Annotated in this window: 18 protein-coding genes and 1 pseudogene; 16 read left to right on the top strand and 3 right to left on the bottom strand. The window is 71.7% G+C overall.

Annotated features, from left to right (window positions below):
* Nucleotides 1–128 precede the first annotated feature (128 nt).
* Nucleotides 129–671, bottom strand: a pseudogene (locus ACFWRV_RS34750) (ATP-binding cassette domain-containing protein); the annotation flags it as partial.
* 136 nt (nt 672–807) lie between these two features.
* Between ACFWRV_RS34750 and ACFWRV_RS34745 the strand changes: the two are divergent.
* Together ACFWRV_RS34745 and ACFWRV_RS34740 are read left to right on the top strand one after the other, a co-directional pair.
* Entirely contained in the window at nt 808–1,446 is a 639-nt protein-coding gene (locus ACFWRV_RS34745) for a vitamin K epoxide reductase family protein (RefSeq protein WP_384339947.1), read from the top strand.
* 66 nt (nt 1,447–1,512) lie between these two features.
* Nucleotides 1,513–2,883: a replication-associated recombination protein A gene (locus tag ACFWRV_RS34740; protein WP_384339945.1), complete on the top strand. Its 1,371-nt coding sequence runs from the start codon at nt 1,513–1,515 to the stop codon at nt 2,881–2,883.
* Nucleotides 2,884–2,893: 10 nt separating this feature from the next.
* On the opposite strand, the gene ACFWRV_RS34735 is transcribed toward ACFWRV_RS34740, so the two are convergent.
* A complete protein-coding gene (locus tag ACFWRV_RS34735; RefSeq protein WP_384339943.1) occupies nt 2,894–3,595 on the bottom strand; it encodes a DUF2470 domain-containing protein in 702 nt (233 codons plus the stop codon).
* 191 nt (nt 3,596–3,786) lie between these two features.
* Here ACFWRV_RS34735 and rpsD point away from each other — a divergent pair, with 191 nt between their 5' ends.
* Nucleotides 3,787–4,401, top strand: coding sequence for a 30S ribosomal protein S4 (rpsD, locus tag ACFWRV_RS34730; protein WP_205082969.1), 615 nt, complete (start codon nt 3,787–3,789; stop codon nt 4,399–4,401).
* Between the two features lie 17 nt (nt 4,402–4,418).
* Here rpsD and ACFWRV_RS34725 read toward each other — a convergent pair whose 3' ends face one another.
* Nucleotides 4,419–6,629, bottom strand: a complete 2,211-nt coding sequence (locus ACFWRV_RS34725) for an ATP-binding protein (RefSeq protein WP_384339941.1) — start codon at nt 6,627–6,629, stop codon at nt 4,419–4,421.
* Nucleotides 6,630–6,848: 219 nt separating this feature from the next.
* On the opposite strand from ACFWRV_RS34725, the gene ACFWRV_RS34720 reads away from it, so the two are divergent.
* The 13 genes from ACFWRV_RS34720 to nusB all read left to right on the top strand — a co-directional run bounded on the left by ACFWRV_RS34720 (nt 6,849) and on the right by nusB (nt 20,208).
* Nucleotides 6,849–7,307, top strand: coding sequence for a DUF948 domain-containing protein (locus ACFWRV_RS34720; RefSeq protein ID WP_384339951.1), 459 nt, complete (start codon nt 6,849–6,851; stop codon nt 7,305–7,307).
* 7 nt (nt 7,308–7,314) lie between these two features.
* Nucleotides 7,315–7,659 carry a DUF6167 family protein gene (locus tag ACFWRV_RS34715; protein WP_384339939.1) on the top strand — a complete coding sequence of 115 codons (345 nt, stop codon included), beginning with the start codon at nt 7,315–7,317 and terminating at the stop codon, nt 7,657–7,659.
* Entirely contained in the window at nt 7,659–10,328 is a 2,670-nt protein-coding gene (gene alaS / locus ACFWRV_RS34710; RefSeq protein ID WP_384339937.1) for an alanine--tRNA ligase, read from the top strand. Before ACFWRV_RS34715 ends, alaS begins: the two co-directional genes overlap by 1 nt.
* A gap of 8 nt (nt 10,329–10,336) precedes the next feature.
* A complete protein-coding gene (gene ruvX / locus ACFWRV_RS34705; protein ID WP_384339949.1) occupies nt 10,337–10,810 on the top strand; it encodes a Holliday junction resolvase RuvX in 474 nt (157 codons plus the stop codon).
* 98 nt (nt 10,811–10,908) lie between these two features.
* On the top strand, nt 10,909–12,651 hold the full coding sequence (mltG, locus tag ACFWRV_RS34700) for an endolytic transglycosylase MltG (RefSeq protein WP_384339935.1): 1,743 nt from the start codon (nt 10,909–10,911) through the stop codon (nt 12,649–12,651).
* A complete protein-coding gene (locus ACFWRV_RS34695) occupies nt 12,648–13,475 on the top strand; it encodes a shikimate dehydrogenase (RefSeq protein ID WP_384339933.1) in 828 nt (275 codons plus the stop codon). Before mltG ends, ACFWRV_RS34695 begins: the two co-directional genes overlap by 4 nt.
* Before the next feature lie 145 nt (nt 13,476–13,620).
* A complete protein-coding gene (gene aroC, locus ACFWRV_RS34690) occupies nt 13,621–14,805 on the top strand; it encodes a chorismate synthase (protein ID WP_384339931.1) in 1,185 nt (394 codons plus the stop codon).
* Nucleotides 14,802–16,439, top strand: a complete 1,638-nt coding sequence (gene aroB / locus ACFWRV_RS34685; protein ID WP_384339929.1) for a 3-dehydroquinate synthase — start codon at nt 14,802–14,804, stop codon at nt 16,437–16,439. The genes aroC and aroB overlap by 4 nt, the downstream gene beginning before the upstream one ends.
* Complete coding sequence (gene aroQ / locus ACFWRV_RS34680; protein ID WP_384339927.1) at nt 16,436–16,876, top strand: type II 3-dehydroquinate dehydratase; 441 nt, start codon at nt 16,436–16,438, stop codon at nt 16,874–16,876. The genes aroB and aroQ overlap by 4 nt, the downstream gene beginning before the upstream one ends.
* Nucleotides 16,877–17,038: 162 nt before the next feature.
* Nucleotides 17,039–17,944, top strand: coding sequence for a Pro-rich N-terminal domain-containing protein (locus ACFWRV_RS34675; protein ID WP_384339926.1), 906 nt, complete (start codon nt 17,039–17,041; stop codon nt 17,942–17,944).
* A 106-nt stretch (nt 17,945–18,050) separates the two neighbouring features.
* Nucleotides 18,051–19,157, top strand: a complete 1,107-nt coding sequence (locus ACFWRV_RS34670) for a M24 family metallopeptidase (RefSeq protein WP_384339924.1) — start codon at nt 18,051–18,053, stop codon at nt 19,155–19,157.
* Nucleotides 19,158–19,207: 50 nt separating this feature from the next.
* A complete protein-coding gene (efp, locus tag ACFWRV_RS34665) occupies nt 19,208–19,774 on the top strand; it encodes an elongation factor P (RefSeq protein ID WP_366470239.1) in 567 nt (188 codons plus the stop codon).
* Nucleotides 19,775–19,776: 2 nt separating this feature from the next.
* Complete coding sequence (nusB, locus tag ACFWRV_RS34660; RefSeq protein WP_010057335.1) at nt 19,777–20,208, top strand: transcription antitermination factor NusB; 432 nt, start codon at nt 19,777–19,779, stop codon at nt 20,206–20,208.
* The last annotated feature ends 122 nt before the right edge of the window (nt 20,209–20,330 follow it).

Genomic DNA, 20,330 nt, shown 5'->3' with positions numbered 1-20,330 from the left:
CGGCCGTGGGGGCTACGCGCCGGGGGTGAGGGAGCGGGGGGGGGGGCGGGGGGGGCTGAACATCTGCACCCCCCGCCCGCGCCTTGCGCGTTCCAGCAGCCCGTGGCGCATCGCCCCCCACCGCGGCCTCCATCGCCCGCAGGATGTCGCCGTCGCTCCCGGAACTGCCGCCGGGCGGCCGGATCGAACCCGGTGGTCGGCTCGTCGAGCGGGAGGAGCTTGGGGGAGCCGATCACTCCGAGCGCCACGTCGAGTCGTCGGCGCCGACCACCCGAGAGGGCCTTGGTCCGGGATCCCGCCTTCGCCTCCGGGCCGACCAGGGCGATGGTCCCGTCGGGATCGCACGGGCGCGGGAAGTAGGCGGGCGAAGTGCCGGACCGTCTCCCGTACCGTCAACTCGGCGGGGACGGATTCATCCTGCGGGACGATCCCGACCCGGGACCGTTGACGGCGGTCGGCCGTCGCGGGATCGGCGCCGAGGCCTCCACGCTCCCGGCGTCCCGGTCCCGCTGCCCGTGGTGCAGGCCCACGCAGGTGCTCTTCCCGGCACCGTTCGGACCGGGCGGTCCGCGCACCCCGCCGCGCCGGATGCCCAGGTCCAGGCCGTCCAGCGCGGTCTCACCGCCGTATCGCCCGCGCAGTCCGCGCACGTTCACCACGCGTTCCGTCATGGAGCCGAGCATGGTGGGGAGCCGCCGGTTTCCCGCCCGCCGGACGTACACCTTTATGTCCATCGAACGGTTGACCCGTACGGGGGTGCGGCACAATGACCTTGCCCGGCTGACCACTCGGTGACGGAACGGCGATATGACGACTGCAGCGGTAGACCACGACCTCTCCTCCGATCAGGACGAGGGTGGCCGCAAGCGCGCCTTCGGGGCCGGACGCGGTCTCGCCCTGCTTCTGGTGATCACGGGCGCGGCCGGCCTGCTGGCCTCCTGGGTCATCACGCTCGACAAGTTCAAGCTGCTGGAGGACCCCTCCTTCACCCCCGGCTGCAGCCTCAACCCCGTCGTCGCGTGCGGCAACATCATGAAGAGCGAGCAGGCCTCGGCGTTCGGGTTCCCCAACCCGATGCTGGGCCTGGTCACGTTCGGCATGGTCATCGCGATCGGGATGGGCCTGCTCGCCGGCGCCCGCTACCGCGGCTGGTTCTGGCTGGGGCTGAACGCCGGGATGCTGTTCGGCGTCGGCTTCTGCACCTGGCTCCAGTACCAGTCGCTGTACAACATCAACTCGCTCTGCCTGTGGTGCTGCCTGGCCTGGGTCGCCACCATCGTCATGTTCTGCTACGTGACCACCCACAACGTCAAGCACCGCATCCTCCCGGCCCCGTCCTGGCTGCGGAACGTGCTCACGGAGTTCCCCTGGGTGCTTCCGGTGATGTGGATCGGGATCATCGGCATGCTGATCCTGACCCGCTGGTGGGACTTCTGGACCAGCTGACCACCACCTCCGGAAATCCGTAGGTGGTCGGCGGCGCTGTCAGTGGGGTCGCTTAGGCTTCATGACGTGGAGCCCGACCTCTTTACCGCAGCCGCTGAAGACCGCCAGGAGAAGGACCCGTCCAGCAGCCCCCTCGCTGTCCGGATGCGCCCGCGCATCCTCGACGAGGTCGTCGGCCAGCAGCATCTGCTGAAGCCGGGCTCGCCCTTGCGCCGTCTCGTCGGCGAAGAGGGAGGCGGCCCGGCCGGGGCGTCGTCGGTCATCCTGTGGGGCCCGCCCGGCACCGGCAAGACGACCCTGGCGTACGTCGTCAGCAAGGCCACCAACAAGCGGTTCGTGGAGCTCTCGGCGATCACCGCGGGCGTCAAGGAGGTCCGGGCCGTCATCGAGGGCGCGCGCCGCGCCACCGGCGGCTTCGGCAAGGAGACCGTCCTCTTCCTGGACGAGATCCATCGCTTCTCCAAGGCCCAGCAGGACTCCCTGCTGCCCGCCGTGGAGAACCGCTGGGTGACCCTCATCGCCGCCACCACGGAGAATCCGTACTTCTCGATCATCTCGCCGTTGCTCTCGCGCTCCCTGCTGCTCACCCTGGAGCCGCTGACCGACGACGACCTGCGCTCCCTGCTGCGCCGGGCGCTGACCGAGGAGCGGGGCCTCGGCGGGGCGGTCACCCTGCCCGAGGACGCCGAGGCGCATCTGCTGCGCATCGCGGGCGGCGACGCGCGCCGGGCTCTGACGGCCCTGGAGGCCGCGGCGGGCGCGGCCATCGCCACGCACGAGGCGGAGATCACCCTGGAGACGGTCGAGGCGACCGTCGACCGCGCCGCCGTGAAGTACGACCGTGACGGCGACCAGCACTACGACGTGGCCAGCGCGCTCATCAAGTCGATCCGCGGCTCCGACGTGGACGCCGCTCTGCACTATCTGGCCCGGATGATCGAGGCGGGGGAGGACCCGCGGTTCATCGCCCGGCGGCTGATGATCTCGGCCAGCGAGGACATCGGCCTGGCCGACCCCACCGCGCTGCCGACCGCCGTGGCCGCCGCCCAGGCGGTGGCCATGATCGGTTTCCCGGAGGCGGCGCTCACCCTCAGCCACGCCACCATCGCTCTGGCGCTCGCCCCCAAGTCCAACGCGGCGACGCTGGCGATCTCCGCCGCGCAGGACGATGTGCGCAGAGGGCTCGCCGGACCGGTCCCGGCCCATCTGCGCGACGGCCACTACAAGGGCGCCGCCAAGCTCGGCCACGCCCAGGGCTATGTCTATCCGCACGACGTGCAGGGCGGCATCGCCGCCCAGCAGTACGCCCCGGACGCCGTCCGCGACCGGCAGTACTACACCCCCACCCGCTACGGCGCCGAGGCGCGGTACGCGGACGTCGTCGAGCGGGTCCGCGAGCGCCTCGGTCGCGCCGGCGAGGGCACGGAGCAGGCGTAGAGCACCCGGGTCAGTGCGCGGCCGCCTCGAAAAGGGTGTGCATGGCCCGGCGCAGTTCGGTGACGTCGCGGACCGGCTCGGGGAACTCGAAGCGGGCGTCGAAGCAGGACCGCTGGTCCTCGACGAAGCGGACCCGCAGCCCGAAGCGGTCCAGCGCGACCGGCACGGCCCTGGGCTGGTGCGAGGAGCAGGCGCGGGCGGTGCGCTCGCCCAGCAGACCGCACAGGGTGCGCATCTGCTCGTCGTGGGTGGAGTGCAGATGCTGGAGCAGCTCCGCCTCGTGGGGGACCAGCGGGTCGGGGGCCGCGTCCCGGAAGTCCTCCGGCTCGACGTCCTCGGCGCCCCAGAGGTCGTCCACGTACGCCTCGCCGAACTCCAGGCGCAGCATCATCCGGCCGGGTTCGGCGATGCCGGGGACGGAGGTGAGCCAGCCGGAGACCCACGCGCGACCGCGGATCCGGTGCGGCACGGAGACCGGGGCGACGTCCGTGAGCTCCAGCACGGCGGTCAGCTCGTCGCCCTGCGCGTGCGTCGCGGCCCGGACCGCCGGGGAATCCGCGGGGAATTCGAGGAACAGATCACCCTCGGGCCCCACGCTCCTGCTGTCCGGGATCAGCGGCTCCGTACGGGCCAGATCGAGCCCCGGTACGACGAGCATCGCGGAGCAGGTACTCTGTACGAGAGTTCGTGTGCGCTCGGCTGCTGACGGCATCCGAGTGTTTTCTGGCCCGCTGGGACGCGGCTGACCACGATCTGATCGGCCTTCCGTCGTAGCAGCATCCTCCTCTGAGGTGCTGCCGCTGTCTGTGCTGTCCGTGACGTGAGTGGTGTTCCCAGGGCGAGACATGCGATCTCCTTGAGTAAGGTAAGCCTAACCTAACCTACAACGGAGGTCTGGAGAACGTGCCTAACCAGTCGCGTCCCAAGGTCAAGAAGTCGCGTGCCCTCGGCATCGCCCTGACGCCCAAGGCTGTCAAGTACTTCGAAGCGCGTCCGTACCCGCCGGGCGAGCACGGCCGTGGCCGCAAGCAGAACTCGGACTACAAGGTCCGTCTGCTGGAGAAGCAGCGCCTGCGTGCGCAGTACGACATCAGTGAGCGCCAGATGGCGCGCGCCTACGACCGCGCCAAGAAGGCCGAAGGCAAGACGGGCGAGGCGCTGGTCGTCGAGCTCGAGCGCCGCCTCGACGCCCTGGTCCTGCGTTCGGGCATCGCCCGCACCATCTACCAGGCCCGTCAGATGGTCGTCCACGGCCACATCGAGGTCAACGGTGGCAAGGTCGACAAGCCGTCCTTCCGCGTGCGCCCCGACGACGTCATCCAGGTCCGCGAGCGCAGCCGCTCCAAGGTCCCCTTCCAGGTGGCCCGCGAGGGTGGCTACGACACCGACGGCGAGACCCCGCGCTACCTCCAGGTGAACCTGAAGGCCCTGGCCTTCCGCCTGGACCGGGACCCGAACCGCAAGGAGATCCCGGTGATCTGCGACGAGCAGCTCGTCGTCGAGTACTACGCCCGCTGATCCAGGCGTAGCCGCTCTCACCAGCGCTCCGGCCCGCCCCTCCCGGTCATCCGGGAGGCGGCGGGCCTTCGCGTTCCCCCGGGCCCGCCCGGCGTCGGCGCCCCGCCCGTACCCGCCGCGTCCGCCGTGCCCGGTCCGCCACCGGCCAGGGCCCGGTCGACCGCGGTGGCCGGATCCAGCCGCCGGCCCGCCCGCAGCCCCTCCTCGTACGCCGCGTTGCCCAGCTCCCGGCGCACCTGCTCCTCGCACTCCACCCGCGGCCGGCCGTAGAACGCCGAGCCGAACAGCTGCAGCCCCACCGACGGCCAGATGCCCTCCGCCGCACCCTGGAGCACGGCAGCCTCCCCGGAGTCCCCCTCCACCGCCGTCACCAGGGCCAGCAGCTCCAGCGACAGCACCGTGCCCAGCAGGTCGTTGAACGTCCGGCCGATCGTCAGACACTCCCCGAGCATCTGCCGCGCCCGCGCCGGCCGCCCCCGCCGCAGGGCCGCGTACGCCAGGACGTACAGCGCGTACGCCAGTGCCCACCGCTCCCCGTGGTCCTCGCAGATCTCCCGGACCTCGTCGCAGATCACCGCCGCCGCGTCCAGATCGCCGAGGAACGCCACCGCCATGGCCAGCTCGACCTGCGCCATCAGGACGTTGCTGTTCAGCTCGCCGACCTCGCGGTAGCGGCCGAGCGCCTCGCGGAGCAGCTCCTCGGCGCGCGGCATGTCGTCCGTCACGATCGCCAGACACCCCGTGCGGTGCACCGCGTACGCCAGTGCCGTCGCGTCCCCGGAGCGCTCGGCCTCCTCCCGGCACTCCTGGAGCGCCGAGATCGCGCCCACCGGGTCGCCCTGGAGCACCGCCACATAGCCCAGCACCCACAGCACCTTCAGCCGTCCGGCATCGTGCGGGGACGGTTCCTCCAGGACGTGGTCCAGCCAGTGCCGGCCCTCGGACAGCCGCCCGCAACCGGCCCAGTAGAACCACAGGGTGCCCGCCAGATGCTGCGCCAGATGCACCTCGTCGGGGCTCTCCATCGAACACTCCATCGCCCGGCGGAGATTGGGCAGTTCGCAGTCGATCCGTGCCGCCACCTCCGCCTGGCGCGGACTGAACCAGTCCAGCTCGCACCAGGTCGCGAGCCCGAGGAACCAGTCCCGGTGCCGCCGCCGCAGCCGCTGGGCGTCGCCGGCGGCCGCCAGCCACTGGGCCCCGTACTCGCTGACCGTGTCCAGCAGCCGGTAGCGGGCCCCGGCCGGGCCGTCCTCGCGCTCCACCACCGACTGGGCGAGCAGCTCGTCCAGCACATCGAGCACCGAATCGGCCGGCAGGTCCGCCCCGCCGCAGATGTACTCGGCGGCCTCCAGGTCGAACTGCCCGGCGAACACCGAGAGCCGCGCCCACAGCAGCCGCTGCTCGGGCGTGCACAGCTCATGGCTCCAGCCGATCGCCGTACGGAGCGTCTGGTGGCGCGGCGGCGCACCGCGACGGCCGCCGGTCAGCAGCCGGAACCGGTCGTCCAGCCGCAGCAGCACCTGTTCCACCGAGAGGGCGCGCAGCCGCCCGGCCGCGAGTTCGAGGGCCAGCGGGATCCCGTCGAGGCGGCGGCAGAGCTCCAGCACGGCTCCCCGCTCGCCCGCCGCCGGCTCCCAGCCGGGCCGCACCCCGCGCGCCCGTTCGGTGAACAGCTCCACCGCGTCCCCGTCGGACATCGGGGCGAGCGGGAACGTCCGTTCCCCTTCCACCCGCAGGGGGCAGCGGCCGGCCGCGAGCACCTTGAGGCCCGGGGCCCGCCGCAGCAGTTCGGTGACGAGGTCGGCGCAGGCGTCGACGAGGTGCTCGAAGCCGTCGATCACCAGCAGCGTCCGGCGCTCGGCGAGATGGCCGACGAGGACGGCGCGCGGTGGCCTGCTGGTGTGATCGGTCAGGCCCAGCGCGTCGATCAGGGCGTGTTCCAGCAGGTCGGGGTGGCGGACGGCGGACAGCTCGGCCAGCAGGACCCCGTCGCAGTACCGTTTCTCCCGAAGCGCCGCGACCCGGATGACGCACCGGGTCTTGCCCACGCCCGCCACTCCGGCGACGGTGACGAGCCTGGACTTCTCCAGCAGCCCGCCCAGCTCGGCCAGTTCGTCCTCGCGGCCCACGAACCTGTTCAGTTCGGCCGGGAGGTTGCCGGGCGCCGCCGCGGGGCCGGCGTTCGGATCATCGGGATTCGGGCAGGGGTCTTGCAGGCGTCGCATGAAACACGGAGCGTACTGGCTTGAAAGCTCTCCGTACAATCTCGCCGGACAACTCCCGCCCGGCCCATGGACAATGCGGTAGGGGAGGAGATGCGCGGCGCGATAGGCTCGTGGGACGACGATCGGGCGCGCGGGCGGCAGCCGGCGGCACCGACGGAGACAAGCCCCCGAGGGGGCCGATCGACAAGCAGAGAGCGGTGCACTGTGTCCGGTGGAGAGGTGGCCGGGATCCTCGTGGCCGTCTTCTGGGCGATCCTGGTCTCGTTCCTCGCCGTGGTGCTGGTGAGGCTCGCCCAGACGCTCAGGGCGACCACCAAACTCGTGGCGGACGTGACCGATCAGGCCGTTCCGCTGCTGGCCGACGCCTCGGCGACGGTGCGCTCCGCGCAGACCCAGCTGGACAAGGTCGACGCCATCGCGAGCGACGTGCAGGAGGTCACCTCCAACGCCTCCGCGCTCTCCACGACCGTCGCCTCCACGTTCGGCGGCCCCCTCGTCAAGGTCGCGGCCTTCGGCTACGGCGTACGGCAGGCCCTGGGCCGCCGCACCGCACCCGAGCCCGAACCGGAACCGGCGCGGGGCCGTGGCTCCCGCCGCACGGTGATCGTCGGCCGGACCGTCCCCTCGGCGCGCGGACGCAGGCGCGAACGCCGAAATGCCCGCGGACAGAAGGACTGATCGAGCGATGTTCCGCCGCACGTTCTGGTTCACCGCCGGCGCAGCCGCCGGTGTGTGGGCCACCACCAAGGTCAACCGCAAGATCCGGCAGCTGACCCCCGAAAGCCTCGCGGCGCAGGCCGCGGACAAGGCGATCGAGGCCGGTCACAAGCTCAAGGACTTCGCCCTCGACGTACGGGAGGGCATGGTCCGGCGCGAAGCCGAACTGGGCGGCGCGCTCGGCCTGGAGGCCCCGGTCGACCCGGACCTTCCCGTACAGCGGCACTACGCCGTCGAAGCGGCCGAACCGCCCGCCGGCACCACGTACCGCAAGCTTCCCTACAACTCGAACAACCGGAATGAGGACCACTGATGGAGTCGGCTGAAATTCGCCGCCGCTGGCTGAGCTTCTTCGAGGAGCGCGGTCACACCGCCGTGCCTTCGGCGTCGCTCATCGCGGACGACCCGACTCTGCTGCTGGTCCCCGCGGGCATGGTCCCCTTCAAGCCGTACTTCCTCGGCGAGGTCAAGCCGCCCGCCCCGCGCGTCACCAGCGTGCAGAAGTGCGTGCGTACGCCGGACATCGAAGAGGTCGGCAAGACCACCCGCCACGGCACCTTCTTCCAGATGTGCGGCAACTTCTCGTTCGGGGACTACTTCAAGGAAGGCGCCATCCAGCTCGCCTGGGAGGCCCTGACCAACTCCGTCGAGGACGGCGGCTACGGCCTCGACCCCGAGAAGCTCTGGATCACCGTCTACCTCGACGACGACGAGGCCGAGGCCATCTGGCGCGACAAGATCGGCGTCCCCGCCGAGCGCATCCAGCGCCTGGGCAAGAAGGACAACTTCTGGTCCATGGGCGTCCCCGGACCCTGCGGCCCCTGCTCGGAGATCAACTACGACCGCGGCCCCGAGTTCGGCGTCGAGGGCGGCCCGGCCGTCAACGACGAGCGCTACGTGGAGATCTGGAACCTGGTCTTCATGCAGTACGAGCGCGGCGCCGGCGACGGCAAGGAGGACTTCCCGATCCTCGGGGACCTGCCGTCGAAGAACATCGACACCGGTCTCGGCCTCGAACGCCTCGCCATGATCCTCCAGGGCGTACAGAACATGTACGAGACCGACACCCTGCGCGTCGTCATGGACAGGGCCACCGAGCTGACCGGCGTCCGCTACGGCGCCGAGCAGGGAACCGACGTCTCGCTCCGCGTCGTCGCCGACCACATCCGTACGTCGGTGATGCTCATCGGCGACGGCGTCACCCCCGGCAACGAGGGCCGCGGCTATGTGCTGCGCCGCATCATGCGCCGCGCCATCCGCAACATGCGCCTCATGGGCGCCACCGGCTCGGTCGTCAAGGACCTGGTCGACGTCGTGATCGACACGATGGGGCTTCAGTACCCCGAGCTGATCACCGACCGCAAGCGCATCGAGACTGTCGCGCTCGCCGAGGAAGCCGCCTTCCTCAAGGCCCTCAAGGGCGGCACCAACATCCTGGAGACCGCCGTCACCGAGACCAAGGCCGCCGGCGGCCAGGTCCTCGCCGGAGACAAGGCGTTCCTGCTCCACGACACCTGGGGCTTCCCGATCGACCTGACCCTGGAGATGGCCGCCGAGCAGGGGCTCTCCGTGGACGAGGACGGCTTCCGCCGCCTCATGCAGGAGCAGCGCGACAAGGCCAAGGCCGACGCCCGCGCCAAGAAGACCGGTCACGCCGACCTGTCCGCGTACCGCGAGGTCGCCGACACCTCGGGCGCCACCGAGTTCACCGGCTACACGAGCACCGCGGGCGAGTCCACCATCGTCGGGCTGCTGGTCGACGGCGTGCCCTCGCCCGCCGCCACCGAGGGCGACGAGGTCGAGGTCGTCCTCGACCGCACCCCCTTCTACGCCGAGGGCGGCGGCCAGCTCGCCGACACCGGCCGCATCCGGCTCGACACCGGCGCCGTGATCGAGATCCGCGACGTCCAGAAGCCGGTCCCCGGCGTCCACGTCCACAAGGGCGTCGTCCAGGTCGGCGAGGTGACGGTCGGGGCCCCGGTCTTCGCCTCCATCGACTCCACCCGCCGCCGCGCCATCGCCCGCGCCCACAGCGCGACCCACCTCACGCACCAGGCGCTGCGCGACGCGCTCGGCCCGACCGCCGCCCAGGCCGGCTCGGAGAACTCGCCGGGCCGCTTCCGCTTCGACTTCGGCTCGCCCGCCGCCGTCCCCGGCACGGTCCTCACCGACGTCGAGCAGCGGATCAACGAGGTCCTCTCGCGGGAGCTCGACGTCCAGGCCGAGGTCATGTCCATCGACGAGGCCAAGAAGCAGGGCGCCATCGCCGAGTTCGGCGAGAAGTACGGCGAGCGGGTCCGCGTCGTCACCATCGGCGACTTCTCCAAGGAGCTGTGCGGCGGCACGCACGTCCACAACACCGCTCAGCTCGGCCTGGTCAAGCTGCTCGGCGAGTCCTCCATCGGCTCCGGCGTGCGCCGTATCGAGGCCCTCGTCGGCGTGGACGCGTACAACTTCCTCGCCCGGGAGCACACGGTCGTCGCCCAGCTTCAGGAGCTGGTCAAGGGCCGTCCCGAGGAGCTGCCGGAGAAGATCGCGGGCATGCTCGGCAAGCTGAAGGACGCCGAGAAGGAGATCGAGAAGTTCCGCGCGGAGAAGGTCCTCGCGGCCGCCGCCGGGCTCGTCGAGTCCGCCAAGGACGTCCGCGGTGTCGCCCTGGTCACCGGCCAGGTCCCCGACGGCACCTCCGCCGACGACCTGCGCAAGCTGGTCCTGGACGTGCGCGGACGCATCCAGGGCGGCCGCCCCGCGGTCGTGGCCCTGTTCACCACGGCCAACGGACGCCCGCTCACCGTCATCGCCACCAACGAGGCCGCCCGCGAGCGCGGTCTCAAGGCCGGTGACCTCGTGCGTACGGCGGCGAAGACCCTCGGCGGCGGTGGCGGCGGCAAGCCGGACGTCGCCCAGGGCGGCGGCACGAACCCGGCCGCCATCGGTGACGCCGTCGCCGCCGTCGAACGCCTCGTCACCGAGACGGCGTGACGAGCGCGATGACGCAGATGCGCCGAGGCCGACGGCTCGCCGTCGACGTCGGGGACGCCCGGATCGGGGTCGCCTCGTGCGACCCCGACGGGATCCTGGCCACGCCGGTGGAGACCGTCCCGGGACGCGATGTCCCGGCCGCCCACCGGCGGCTGGGCCAGATCGTGGACGAGTACGAGCCGATCGAGGTCATCCTCGGCCTGCCGCGCTCGCTCGGCGGCGGCGAGGGTCCCGCGGCTGCCAAGGTCCGGGAGTTCGCGCAGGTGTTCGCCCGCTCGATCGCACCCGTTCCGGTGCGACTGGTGGACGAGAGGATGACCACAGTGACGGCCGCCCAGGGGATGCGCGCCTCGGGCGTGAAGTCCAAGAAGGGCCGATCTGTCATCGACCAGGCTGCCGCTGTGGTGATCCTTCAGAACGCTCTGGAGTCCGAACGGGCGTCAGGCAATCCTCCGGGTGAGGGCGTCGAAGTGGTTGTCTGATCGCGATACGGTAACGTTCCGCGCGATGCGGCGGTGTTCGAATAAACCGCACGGCGAAGCGAAGAGACGGAACGTCGTCTCGCGGCTCTAGGGGATCGATGACTGAGTATGGCCGGGGCCCCGGCTCCGAACCGTGGCATCCCGAGGACCCCTTGTACGGGGACCAGGGATGGGAAGGCCGTCAGGCCTCCCACGGCCAGGGCCAGTACGGCGACCAGCAGCAGTCCTATCCGCAGGACCCGTATGCCCAGCAGTACCCGCAGCAGCCCTACGACCAGCATCAGCAGTACGGGCAGCAGCACCAGAACCACCAGCAGCAGAACCACCAGCAGTACGGCACGCCCCAGCAGGACCCCTACGCACAGCAGCCGGGTGCCCAGCCGCAGTACGACGGCGGCTGGGACACCGGCCGGCAGGCCGCCATGCCGTACGGGGCCGAGCCCCAGGACCCGTACGCGCAGCACCCCGGCGGCTACGACGCGGGCCAGGACTACTACGGCACGCCCGAGGCCTACCCGCCGCCGCAGCCCCCGGGCCGCCGCGAGGCCGCGCCCGAGCAGCAACAACAGCAACAGCGGTCGTCGACGGACTGGGACCCGGACCAGCCGCACGAAGAGACGCATCCCTTCTTCACCGGGGTCGACGAACCGGCCGGCCGTCGGCCGCGCGACGACGACGATGACCCGGACGACGACGGATCACGCTCCGGGCGCCGGGACCGCGGCGGGAGCGACCGCCGCGGCGGCAAGGGCAAGAAGAAGAGCCGCAGCGGCTGCGCCTGCCTCGTGGTCTCCGTCGTCCTGGTCGGCGGCCTCGGTGGCGTCGGCTATGTCGGCTACACCTTCTGGCAGAAGCAGTTCGGCGCCCCGGCCGACTTCGCGGGGTCGGGCTCCGGCGAGCAGGTCGAGGTCGAGATCCCCGAAGGGGCCTTCGGGTACGACATCGCGAACATCCTGCGCAAGAAGGGCGTCATCAAGTCCTCCGACGCGTTCGTCGCCGCGCAGAACGACAACCCGAAGGGCAAGTCGCTCCAGGCGGGCGTCTACCTCCTGAACAAGGAGATGTCGGCGGCCAGCGCGATCACGCTCATGCTCGACCCGAAGAGCCAGAACGCGTTCGTGATTCCGGAGGGGACCCGTAACGCGACGGTCTACGCCGAGATCGACAAGCGGCTGAAGCTGGAGAAGGGCACCACGGCGAAGATCGCCAAGACCAAGGCGGAGAGCCTCGGACTGCCCGACTGGGCCGATGACAACCCGGACGTGAAGGACCCGCTGGAGGGCTTCCTGTATCCCGCGGCCTACCCGGTCTCCAAGGGATCGAAGCCCGAGGACGCGCTGAAGCGGATGGTCACGCGGGCGAACAAGGAGTACGACAAGCTCGACCTGGAGGCCGGCGCGAAGAAGCTCGGCCTGAAGACCCCGTGGGAGCTCATCACGGTCGCGAGCCTCGTGCAGGTCGAAGGCAAGTACAAGCACGACTTCGACAAGGTCGCCCGGGTCGTCTACAACCGCCTCAAGCCGGGCAACATGGAGACCGTCGGACGGCTGGAATTCGACTCCACGGTCAACTACATCAAAAACCAGAGCACGCTGGACATCGGTGCCGTCGACGATCTGCGGAAGATCGACGACCCGTACAACACGTACAAGATCATCGGTCTGCCGTCCGGCCCGATCAGCAACCCGGGTGCGGACGCCCTCCACTCGGCCATGAACCCCACACCGGGCCCCTGGTACTACTTCGTCTCGATCAACGAGGACAAGACCGTCTTCGCCGAGACCAACGAGGAGCACGAGAAGAACCGGCGGGAGTACGAGAACGGGAAGTCCGGCCAGTGAGCGAGCCACGCAGGGCCGCCGTCCTCGGCTCGCCCATCGCCCACTCCCTCTCCCCGGTCCTGCACCGCGCCGCCTACGCCGAACTCGGCCTCGGCCACTGGTCCTACGACCGGTTCGAGGTCGACGAGGCGGCGCTGCCCGGGTTCGTGGAAGGCCTGGACGACTCCTGGGCGGGGCTGTCCCTGACCATGCCGCTCAAGCGGGCGATCATCCCGCTGCTCGACGACATCAGCGCGACGGCCGCCTCCGTGGAGGCCGTCAACACGGTCGTGTTCACCGAGGACGGCCGACGGGTCGGCGACAACACCGACATCCCCGGCATGATCGCCGCCCTCCGGGAACGCGGCGTCGACAAGGTCGATTCCGCCGCCGTCCTGGGCGCCGGCGCCACCGCCTCCTCCGCACTCGCCGCACTCGCCGCGGTCTGCGCCGGACCGGTCACCGCCTACGTGCGGGGCCCCGAGCGCGCCGCCGAGATGCGGGGCTGGGGGGAGCGGCTCGGGGTCGACGTACTGATCGCCGACTGGGCGGACGCGGCAGCGGCACTGAACGCACCCCTGGTCATCGCCACCACCCCGGCGGGCGTCACCGACGCCTTGGCCGGATCCGTGCCGCGCGCCCCCGGCATCCTCTTCGACGTGCTGTACGAGCCGTGGCCCACGGCGCTCGCCGCCGCCTGGTCGGCGCCCGGCGGGGCGGTGGTCGGCGGACTCGACCTCCTGGTGCACCAGGCCCTGCTGCAGGTCGAGCAGATGACCGGCCGGATCCCGGCGCCTCTGGCCGCCATGCGGCAGGCCGGGGAAGCCGCGCTCGCGGCCCGCTGACGAGCCCGTCGGCTGACATCGCCGGTCCGTCTGCTGGACCGGCTGCCGGATCGTGCCCCCGGTCGTGGGAGGATCGGGGGTGGCGGGCCAGGGCCGCGCACCCGGTGGCGCCGTTGGATTTCAGGCGCGAGCATGAGGAGCACCGTTGAGCAGGTTGCGCTGGCTGACCGCGGGGGAGTCGCACGGACCCGCACTGGTGGCGACGCTGGAGGGTCTTCCCGCCGGTGTGCCGATCACCACGGAGATGGTGGCGGAGGCGCTGGCCCGGCGACGGCTCGGTTACGGCCGCGGCGCGCGGATGAAGTTCGAGAAGGACGAGGTCACCTTCCTCGGCGGCGTACGCCACGGGCTCACCATGGGCTCCCCGGTCGCCGTCATGGTCGGCAACACCGAGTGGCCCAAGTGGGAGCAGGTCATGTCGGCCGACCCGGTCGACCCCGAGGAGCTGGCCCAGCTCGCCCGCAACGCCCCGCTGACCCGCCCCCGGCCCGGCCACGCCGACCTCGCCGGGATGCAGAAGTACGGCTTCGACGAGGCCCGGCCGATCCTGGAGCGCGCCAGCGCACGGGAGACCGCCGCCCGCGTCGCCCTCGGGACCGTCGCCCGCTCCTACCTCAAGGAGACCGCGGGCATCGAGATCGTCAGCCATGTCGTCGAGCTGGCCGCCGCCAAGGCGCCGTACGGCGTCCTCCCGGTCCCCGGCGACGTGGAGAAGCTGGACGCCGACCCGGTCCGCTGCCTGGACGCCGACGCGTCCAAGGCGATGGTGGCCGAGATCGACCAGGCCCACAAGGACGGCGACACCCTCGGCGGCGTCGTCGAGGTGCTGGCGTACGGCGTGCCCGTCGGGCTCGGCTCGCACGTGCACTGGGACCGGCGCCTGGACGCCCGGCTCGCCGCCGCGCTCATGGGCATCCAGGCCATCAAGGGCGTCGAGGTCGGCGACGGCTTCGAGCTGGCCCGGGTCCCCGGCTCCCAGGCGCACGACGAGATCGTCGCCACCGACGACGGCATCCGGCGCACCTCCGGCCGCTCCGGCGGCACCGAGGGCGGCCTCACCACCGGCGAGCTGCTGCGCGTCCGCGCCGCGATGAAGCCCATCGCGACCGTGCCGCGCGCGCTCGCCACCGTGGACGTCGTCACCGGTGAGGCCACCAAGGCCCACCACCAGCGCTCCGACGTCTGCGCCGTCCCGGCCGCGGGCATCGTCGCGGAGGCGATGGTCGCCCTCGTCCTGGCCGACGCGGTCGCGGAGAAGTTCGGCGGCGACAGCGTGGCCGAGACCCACCGCAACGTCCAGTCGTACCTCGACCACCTCCAGATCCGATGAGCGGCCCCCTGGTCGTCCTCGTCGGCCCGATGGGCGTCGGCAAGTCCACCGTCGGCGAACTGCTCGCCGCCCGGCTCGGCACCACCTACCGGGACACCGACGCGGACGTCGTCGCCGAGGCCGGCAAGCCGATCGCGGAGATCTTCTACGACGAGGGCGAGGAGCACTTCCGCGCCCTGGAGCGCCGGGCGGTCGCCGCGGCCCTCGCCGGACACGCGGGCGTCCTCTCCCTCGGCGGCGGAGCCGTCCTGGACGGGGCGACCAGGGACCTGCTGGCCGGCCGGCCGGTCGTCTACCTCTCCATGGACGTGGACGAGGCCGTCCGCCGCGTCGGTCTCGGCGCCGCCCGCCCGCTGCTCGCGGTCAACCCGCGCCGGCAGTGGCGCGAGCTGATGGACGCCCGCCGCCACCTCTACGAAGAGGTCGCCCGTACGGTCGTCGCCACCGACGAGAACACCCCCGAAGAGGTCGCCCAGGCGATCATCGACGCACTGCAACTGCCGGCGGGCCAAGCCGCCCCCGGCGTGGAGAACACCGGCATGACGCAGCAGAGCCCCACCCGTATCCAGGTCGCAGGCTCCGCGGGCTCCGACCCGTACGAGGTCCTCGTCGGCCGCCAGCTTCTCGGCGAGCTGCCCCAGCTCATCGGCGACCGTGCCCGGCGGGTCGCCGTGCTGCACCCCGAGGCCCTCGCCGAGACCGGTGAGGCGGTCCGTGAGGACCTCGCGGCCCAGGGCTACGAGGCCATCGCCATCCAGCTGCCGAACGCCGAGGAGGCCAAGACCGCCGAGGTCGCCGCCTACTGCTGGAAGGCGCTCGGCCAGACCGGCTTCACCCGCACCGACGTCATCGTCGGCATCGGCGGCGGCGCCACCACCGACGTCGCCGGGTTCGTCGCGGCCAGCTGGCTGCGCGGGGTCCGCTGGATCGCGATCCCGACCACCGTGCTCGGCATGGTCGACGCGGCCGTCGGCGGCAAGACCGGCATCAACACCGCCGAGGGCAAGAACCTGGTCGGCGCCTTCCACCCCCCGGCCGGAGTGCTCTGCGACCTTGCCGCACTGGACTCGCTGCCGGTCAACGACTACGTCTCCGGCATGGCCGAGATCATCAAGGCCGGCTTCATCGCCGACCCGGTCATCCTGGACCTCGTCGAGGCCGACCCCGAGGGCGCCCGTACCCCCGCCGGGCCGCACACCGCCGAGCTGATCGAGCGGTCGATCCGGGTCAAGGCCGAGGTCGTCTCCAGCGACCTCAAGGAGTCCGGACTCCGCGAGATCCTCAACTACGGCCACACCCTGGCCCACGCCATCGAGAAGAACGAGCGCTACAAGTGGCGCCACGGCGCTGCCGTCTCCATCGGCATGGTCTTCGCCGCCGAGCTGGGCCGGCTCGCCGGACGCCTCGACGACGCCACCGCCGACCGGCACCGCACGGTGCTGGAGTCGGTGGGCCTGCCGCTCGCCTACCGCGGCGACCAGTGGCCCAAGCTGCTGGAGAACATGAAGGTCGACAAGAAGTCGCGTGGCGACCTGCTGCGCTTCATCGTCCTGGACGGCATCGGCAAGCCCACCGTCCTGGAGGGCCCCGACCCGGCCGTGCTGCTCGCCGCCTACGGGGAGGTCTCCGCGTGACCCGCAGGGTCTTCGTCCTCAACGGCCCCAACCTCGGCCGGCTCGGCTCACGCGAACCCGACGTCTACGGGGCGACCTCCTACGCCGGACTCGTCGAGAGCTGCACGGCCCTCGGCAAGCAGCTCGGCTTCGAGGTCGAGGTGCGGGAGACCAACGACGAGGGCGAGCTGATCCGCTGGCTCCACGAGGCGGCGGACGGTTCGATTCCGGTCGTTCTCAACCCGGGCGCCTTCACGCACTACTCGTACGGGATGCGGGACGCGGCCGCCCAGCGCACCGCCCCGCTGATCGAGGTGCACATCTCCAACCCGTACACCCGCGAGGAGTTCCGGCACACCTCCGTGGTCGCCGCGGTGGCCACGGGCACGGTGGCCGGGTTCGGCATCGGCTCCTACCGGCTCGCCCTGCGCGCCCTGGCCGACGAACTGACGGACTGACGCACGGACCGGCGTACGGACGCACCCACGCGATGCCGTCCGCCTCCGCGCGGCCGACGGGCACTTCGTACCTTCCCGGGCCGTTCACCCCGAGACGGCCCGGGAAGGTACGGTAGCCGTCCCATCAGCGTCAGTTGCGGTTACGAGACGGAGTGGCACCGGATGCAGCACGCAGTGGGGGCCCCGCTGCCGCCGCCCCACGGACCCGGCATCGGGCACGTCGGCCGGCCGTACCAGGCCCAGCACCCCGGTCACACCGGCCCGCCCCCGATACCTCCGCCGCCCCCGGCTCCCGGCCAGGGCCCGCCTCCCGCCGCTCCGGGTCAGGCCCCGCAGCCCCCGGCGCCCGGTCAGGCACCCCCGGCTCCGGGCCAGGCCCCCGGGTCCGGCTGGAGCGGCACCGGCCCCACGCCCCCCGCCAGGGAGACCGTCGGGCAGACCGGTCACATCCAGCTGCCCCCGGGCGGCCCCGTGCCGCTGCCCGCGCAGCCCGCCGAGCCCGGCACCGGCGGCGCGACGCTCGCCGTGCTGCTCATCGGTCCGGCCGGGGCGGGCAAGACCACGGTCGCCAAGCTCTGGGCGGCCCGCCGCCGGGTGCCCACCGCCCATGTCTCCCTCGACGACGTCCGCGAGTGGGTCCGCTCCGGCTTCGCCGACCCGCAGGCGGGCTGGAACGACCACTCCGAGGCCCAGTACCGGCTGGCCCGCCGCACCTGCGGCTTCGCCGCCCGCAACTTCCTCGCCAACGGCATCTCCTGCATCCTCGACGACGCCGTCTTCCCCGACCGCCCGGTCGTCGGCCTCGGCGGCTGGAAGCGCCATGTGGGCCCCGGCCTGCTGCCCGTGGTCCTGCTGCCCGGCCTGGAGATCGTCCTGGAGCGCAACGCCGCCCGCAGCGGCAACCGCAGGCTCTCCGACGAGGAGGTCGCCCGCATCCACGGCCGGATGGCCGGCTGGTACGGCTCCGGTCTTCCGATCATCGACAACTCCACGTACGACGTCGAGACCACCGCCCGCGTCCTGGACGACGTGCTGGCCCGCTCCATCGCGAGTCCGCCCGCCTGGTAGCCGTGCCGGGCGGCCCGACCGCCCGGCGACGGCCGCGTTCGGGGGCCCGGCCCCGGTCGGGTGCGCTGGCCGGGCGGGCCGTCGCCCCCGCTCGTACGCTCGAACCATGTCAGAGGTGCACGCCGTCCGACGCGGGCTGCTCCGCGACCGGTGCGCCGCCGCGGGCTCCGCGGCGGCCCTGGTCTCCCGCCCCGCCAACGTCCGCTATCTCGCGGGCGGAGCGCCGCCCGGCGCCGTGCTGCTGCTCGGCCCCGGCGAGGACGTTCTGCTCTGCCCCCGCGCCCCGGCCGGCGAAGGCGCCCACGGGCGCCCGGACGAGGCGCTCCGGATCGACCTCCTGCCCGTCCCGGACGGGGACCCGGTCGTCGCCGCCGCGGGCTTCGCCGCCTCGTCGGGCGCGGATTCCCTCGCGGTCGAGGAGCACGACCTGACCGTGGCCCGGCACCGCGCCATGGGAAAGGCCGCCCCACGCCTGAGGCTGGCCGATCTGGGCTTCACCGTGGAACAGCAGCGGATCGTCAAGGACGAGGAGGAGATCGGCTGTCTCCGGATCGCCGCCGAGATCACCGACCAGGCCCTCGGAGAGCTCCTCGAATCGATCCTCGTCGGCCGCACGGAGAGGCACCTCGCCCTCGAACTGGAGCGCCGCCTCGTCGACCACGGCGCGGACGGCCCCGCCTTCGCCACCTCCGTGGCCACCGGCCCCAACTCCGGCCAGGGCCGCCACCGGCCCTCGGACCGCAGGGTGGAGGAGGGAGATTTCCTCTCCGTCCGCCTCGGCGCGAACTACCACGGCTACCGCTGCGAGATCGGCCGTACCTTCGTCATCGGCACCGCCCCCGCCGAGTGGCAGATCGAGCTCTACGACCTTGTTTTCGCCGCTCAGCGGGCAGGCAGGGAAGCCCTGGCGCCGGGGGCCGCCTACCGGGACGTGGACCGCGCGGCCCGGCATCCGCTGGAGTCCGCGGGGCACGGAGAGGGCCTTCAGCCGAGGACCGGGCACGGGGTGGGGCTCGAAATCGAGGAGGACCCGCAACTGGCACCGACAGCCATGGGTAAACTGGACGCTTGTGTGCCGGTCACCGTCGAACCGGGGGTCCACCTCCCGGGCCGGGGCGGTGTCCGGATCGATGACACGCTCGTCGTGCGCCCCGAGGCGGACGGCGGACCCGAGCTACTCACCATGACGACCAAGGAGCTGCTCGCGCTCTAGCGCGCATCCGCGGTCGTTCCACCAGCTTCAGTCCAGGAGATTCCGCAACCGTGGCTTCCACGAACGACCTCAAGAACGGCCTGGTGCTCAAGCTCGACGGAGGCCAGCTCTGGTCCGTCGTCGAGTTCCAGCACGTCAAGCCCGGCAAGGGCCCCGCCTTCGTGCGCACCAAGCTCAAGAACGTGCTCTCCGGCAAGGTCGTCGACAAGACGTTCAACGCCGGCGTGAAGGTCGAGACGGCCACCATCGACCGCCGCGACATGCAGTTCTCGTACATGGACGGCGAGTACTTCGTCTTCATGGACATGGACACGTACGACCAGCTCATGGTCGACCGCAAGGCCGTCGGCGACGCCGCCAACTTCCTGATCGAGGGCTTCACCGCCTCCGTCGCCCAGTACGAGGGCGAGGTGCTCTACGTCGAGCTGCCCGCCGCGGTCGAGCTGACGATCCAGCACACCGACCCGGGCGTCCAGGGCGACCGCTCCACCGGCGGCACCAAGCCCGCCACCCTGGAGACCGGTTACGAGATCGGCGTGCCGCTCTTCATCACCACCGGCGAGAAGATCAAGGTCGACACCCGCTCGGGCGACTACCTCGGCCGGGTGAACAGCTAACCGTGGCTGCCCGGAACAAGGCCCGCAAGCGCGCCTTCCAGATCCTCTTCGAGGCCGACCAGCGCGGTGAGTCCGTGCAGAGCGTCCTCGCGGACTGGGTACGGCACTCGCGGACCGACGACCGTCAGCCGCCGGTCGGCGAATTCACGATGGAGCTCGTCGAGGGGTACGCGCAGTACGCGGACCGGATCGACGACCTCATCGTCACCTACGCCGTGGACTGGGAGATCGACCGCATGCCGGTCGTCGACCGGAGCATCCTGCGGCTCGGTGCGTACGAGCTGATCTGGATGGACGAGACCCCGGACGCCGTGGTGATCGACGAGGCCGTCCAGCTCGCCAAGGAGTTCTCCACCGATGACTCCCCGTCCTTCGTGAACGGCCTGCTGGCCCGTTTCAAGGACCTGAAGCCGAACCTCCGCCGGGAGCAGTAGCCCCGGCCGCGGCGGTTCGGCCGCACACCACGAAGGGCCCACGGCCAGCCGGCCGTGGGCCCTTCGGTGTGCCCGGGGCCGCGAGGCGGACGCGGGCACGAGAACGCCGGGCGGGCGGGGAC

This window comes from Streptomyces sp. NPDC058576, assembly GCF_042718715.1.
In the GTDB taxonomy this organism is placed as follows: Bacteria; Actinomycetota; Actinomycetes; order Streptomycetales; family Streptomycetaceae; genus Streptomyces.
This window is presented reverse-complemented; position numbering and strand designations above follow the sequence as displayed.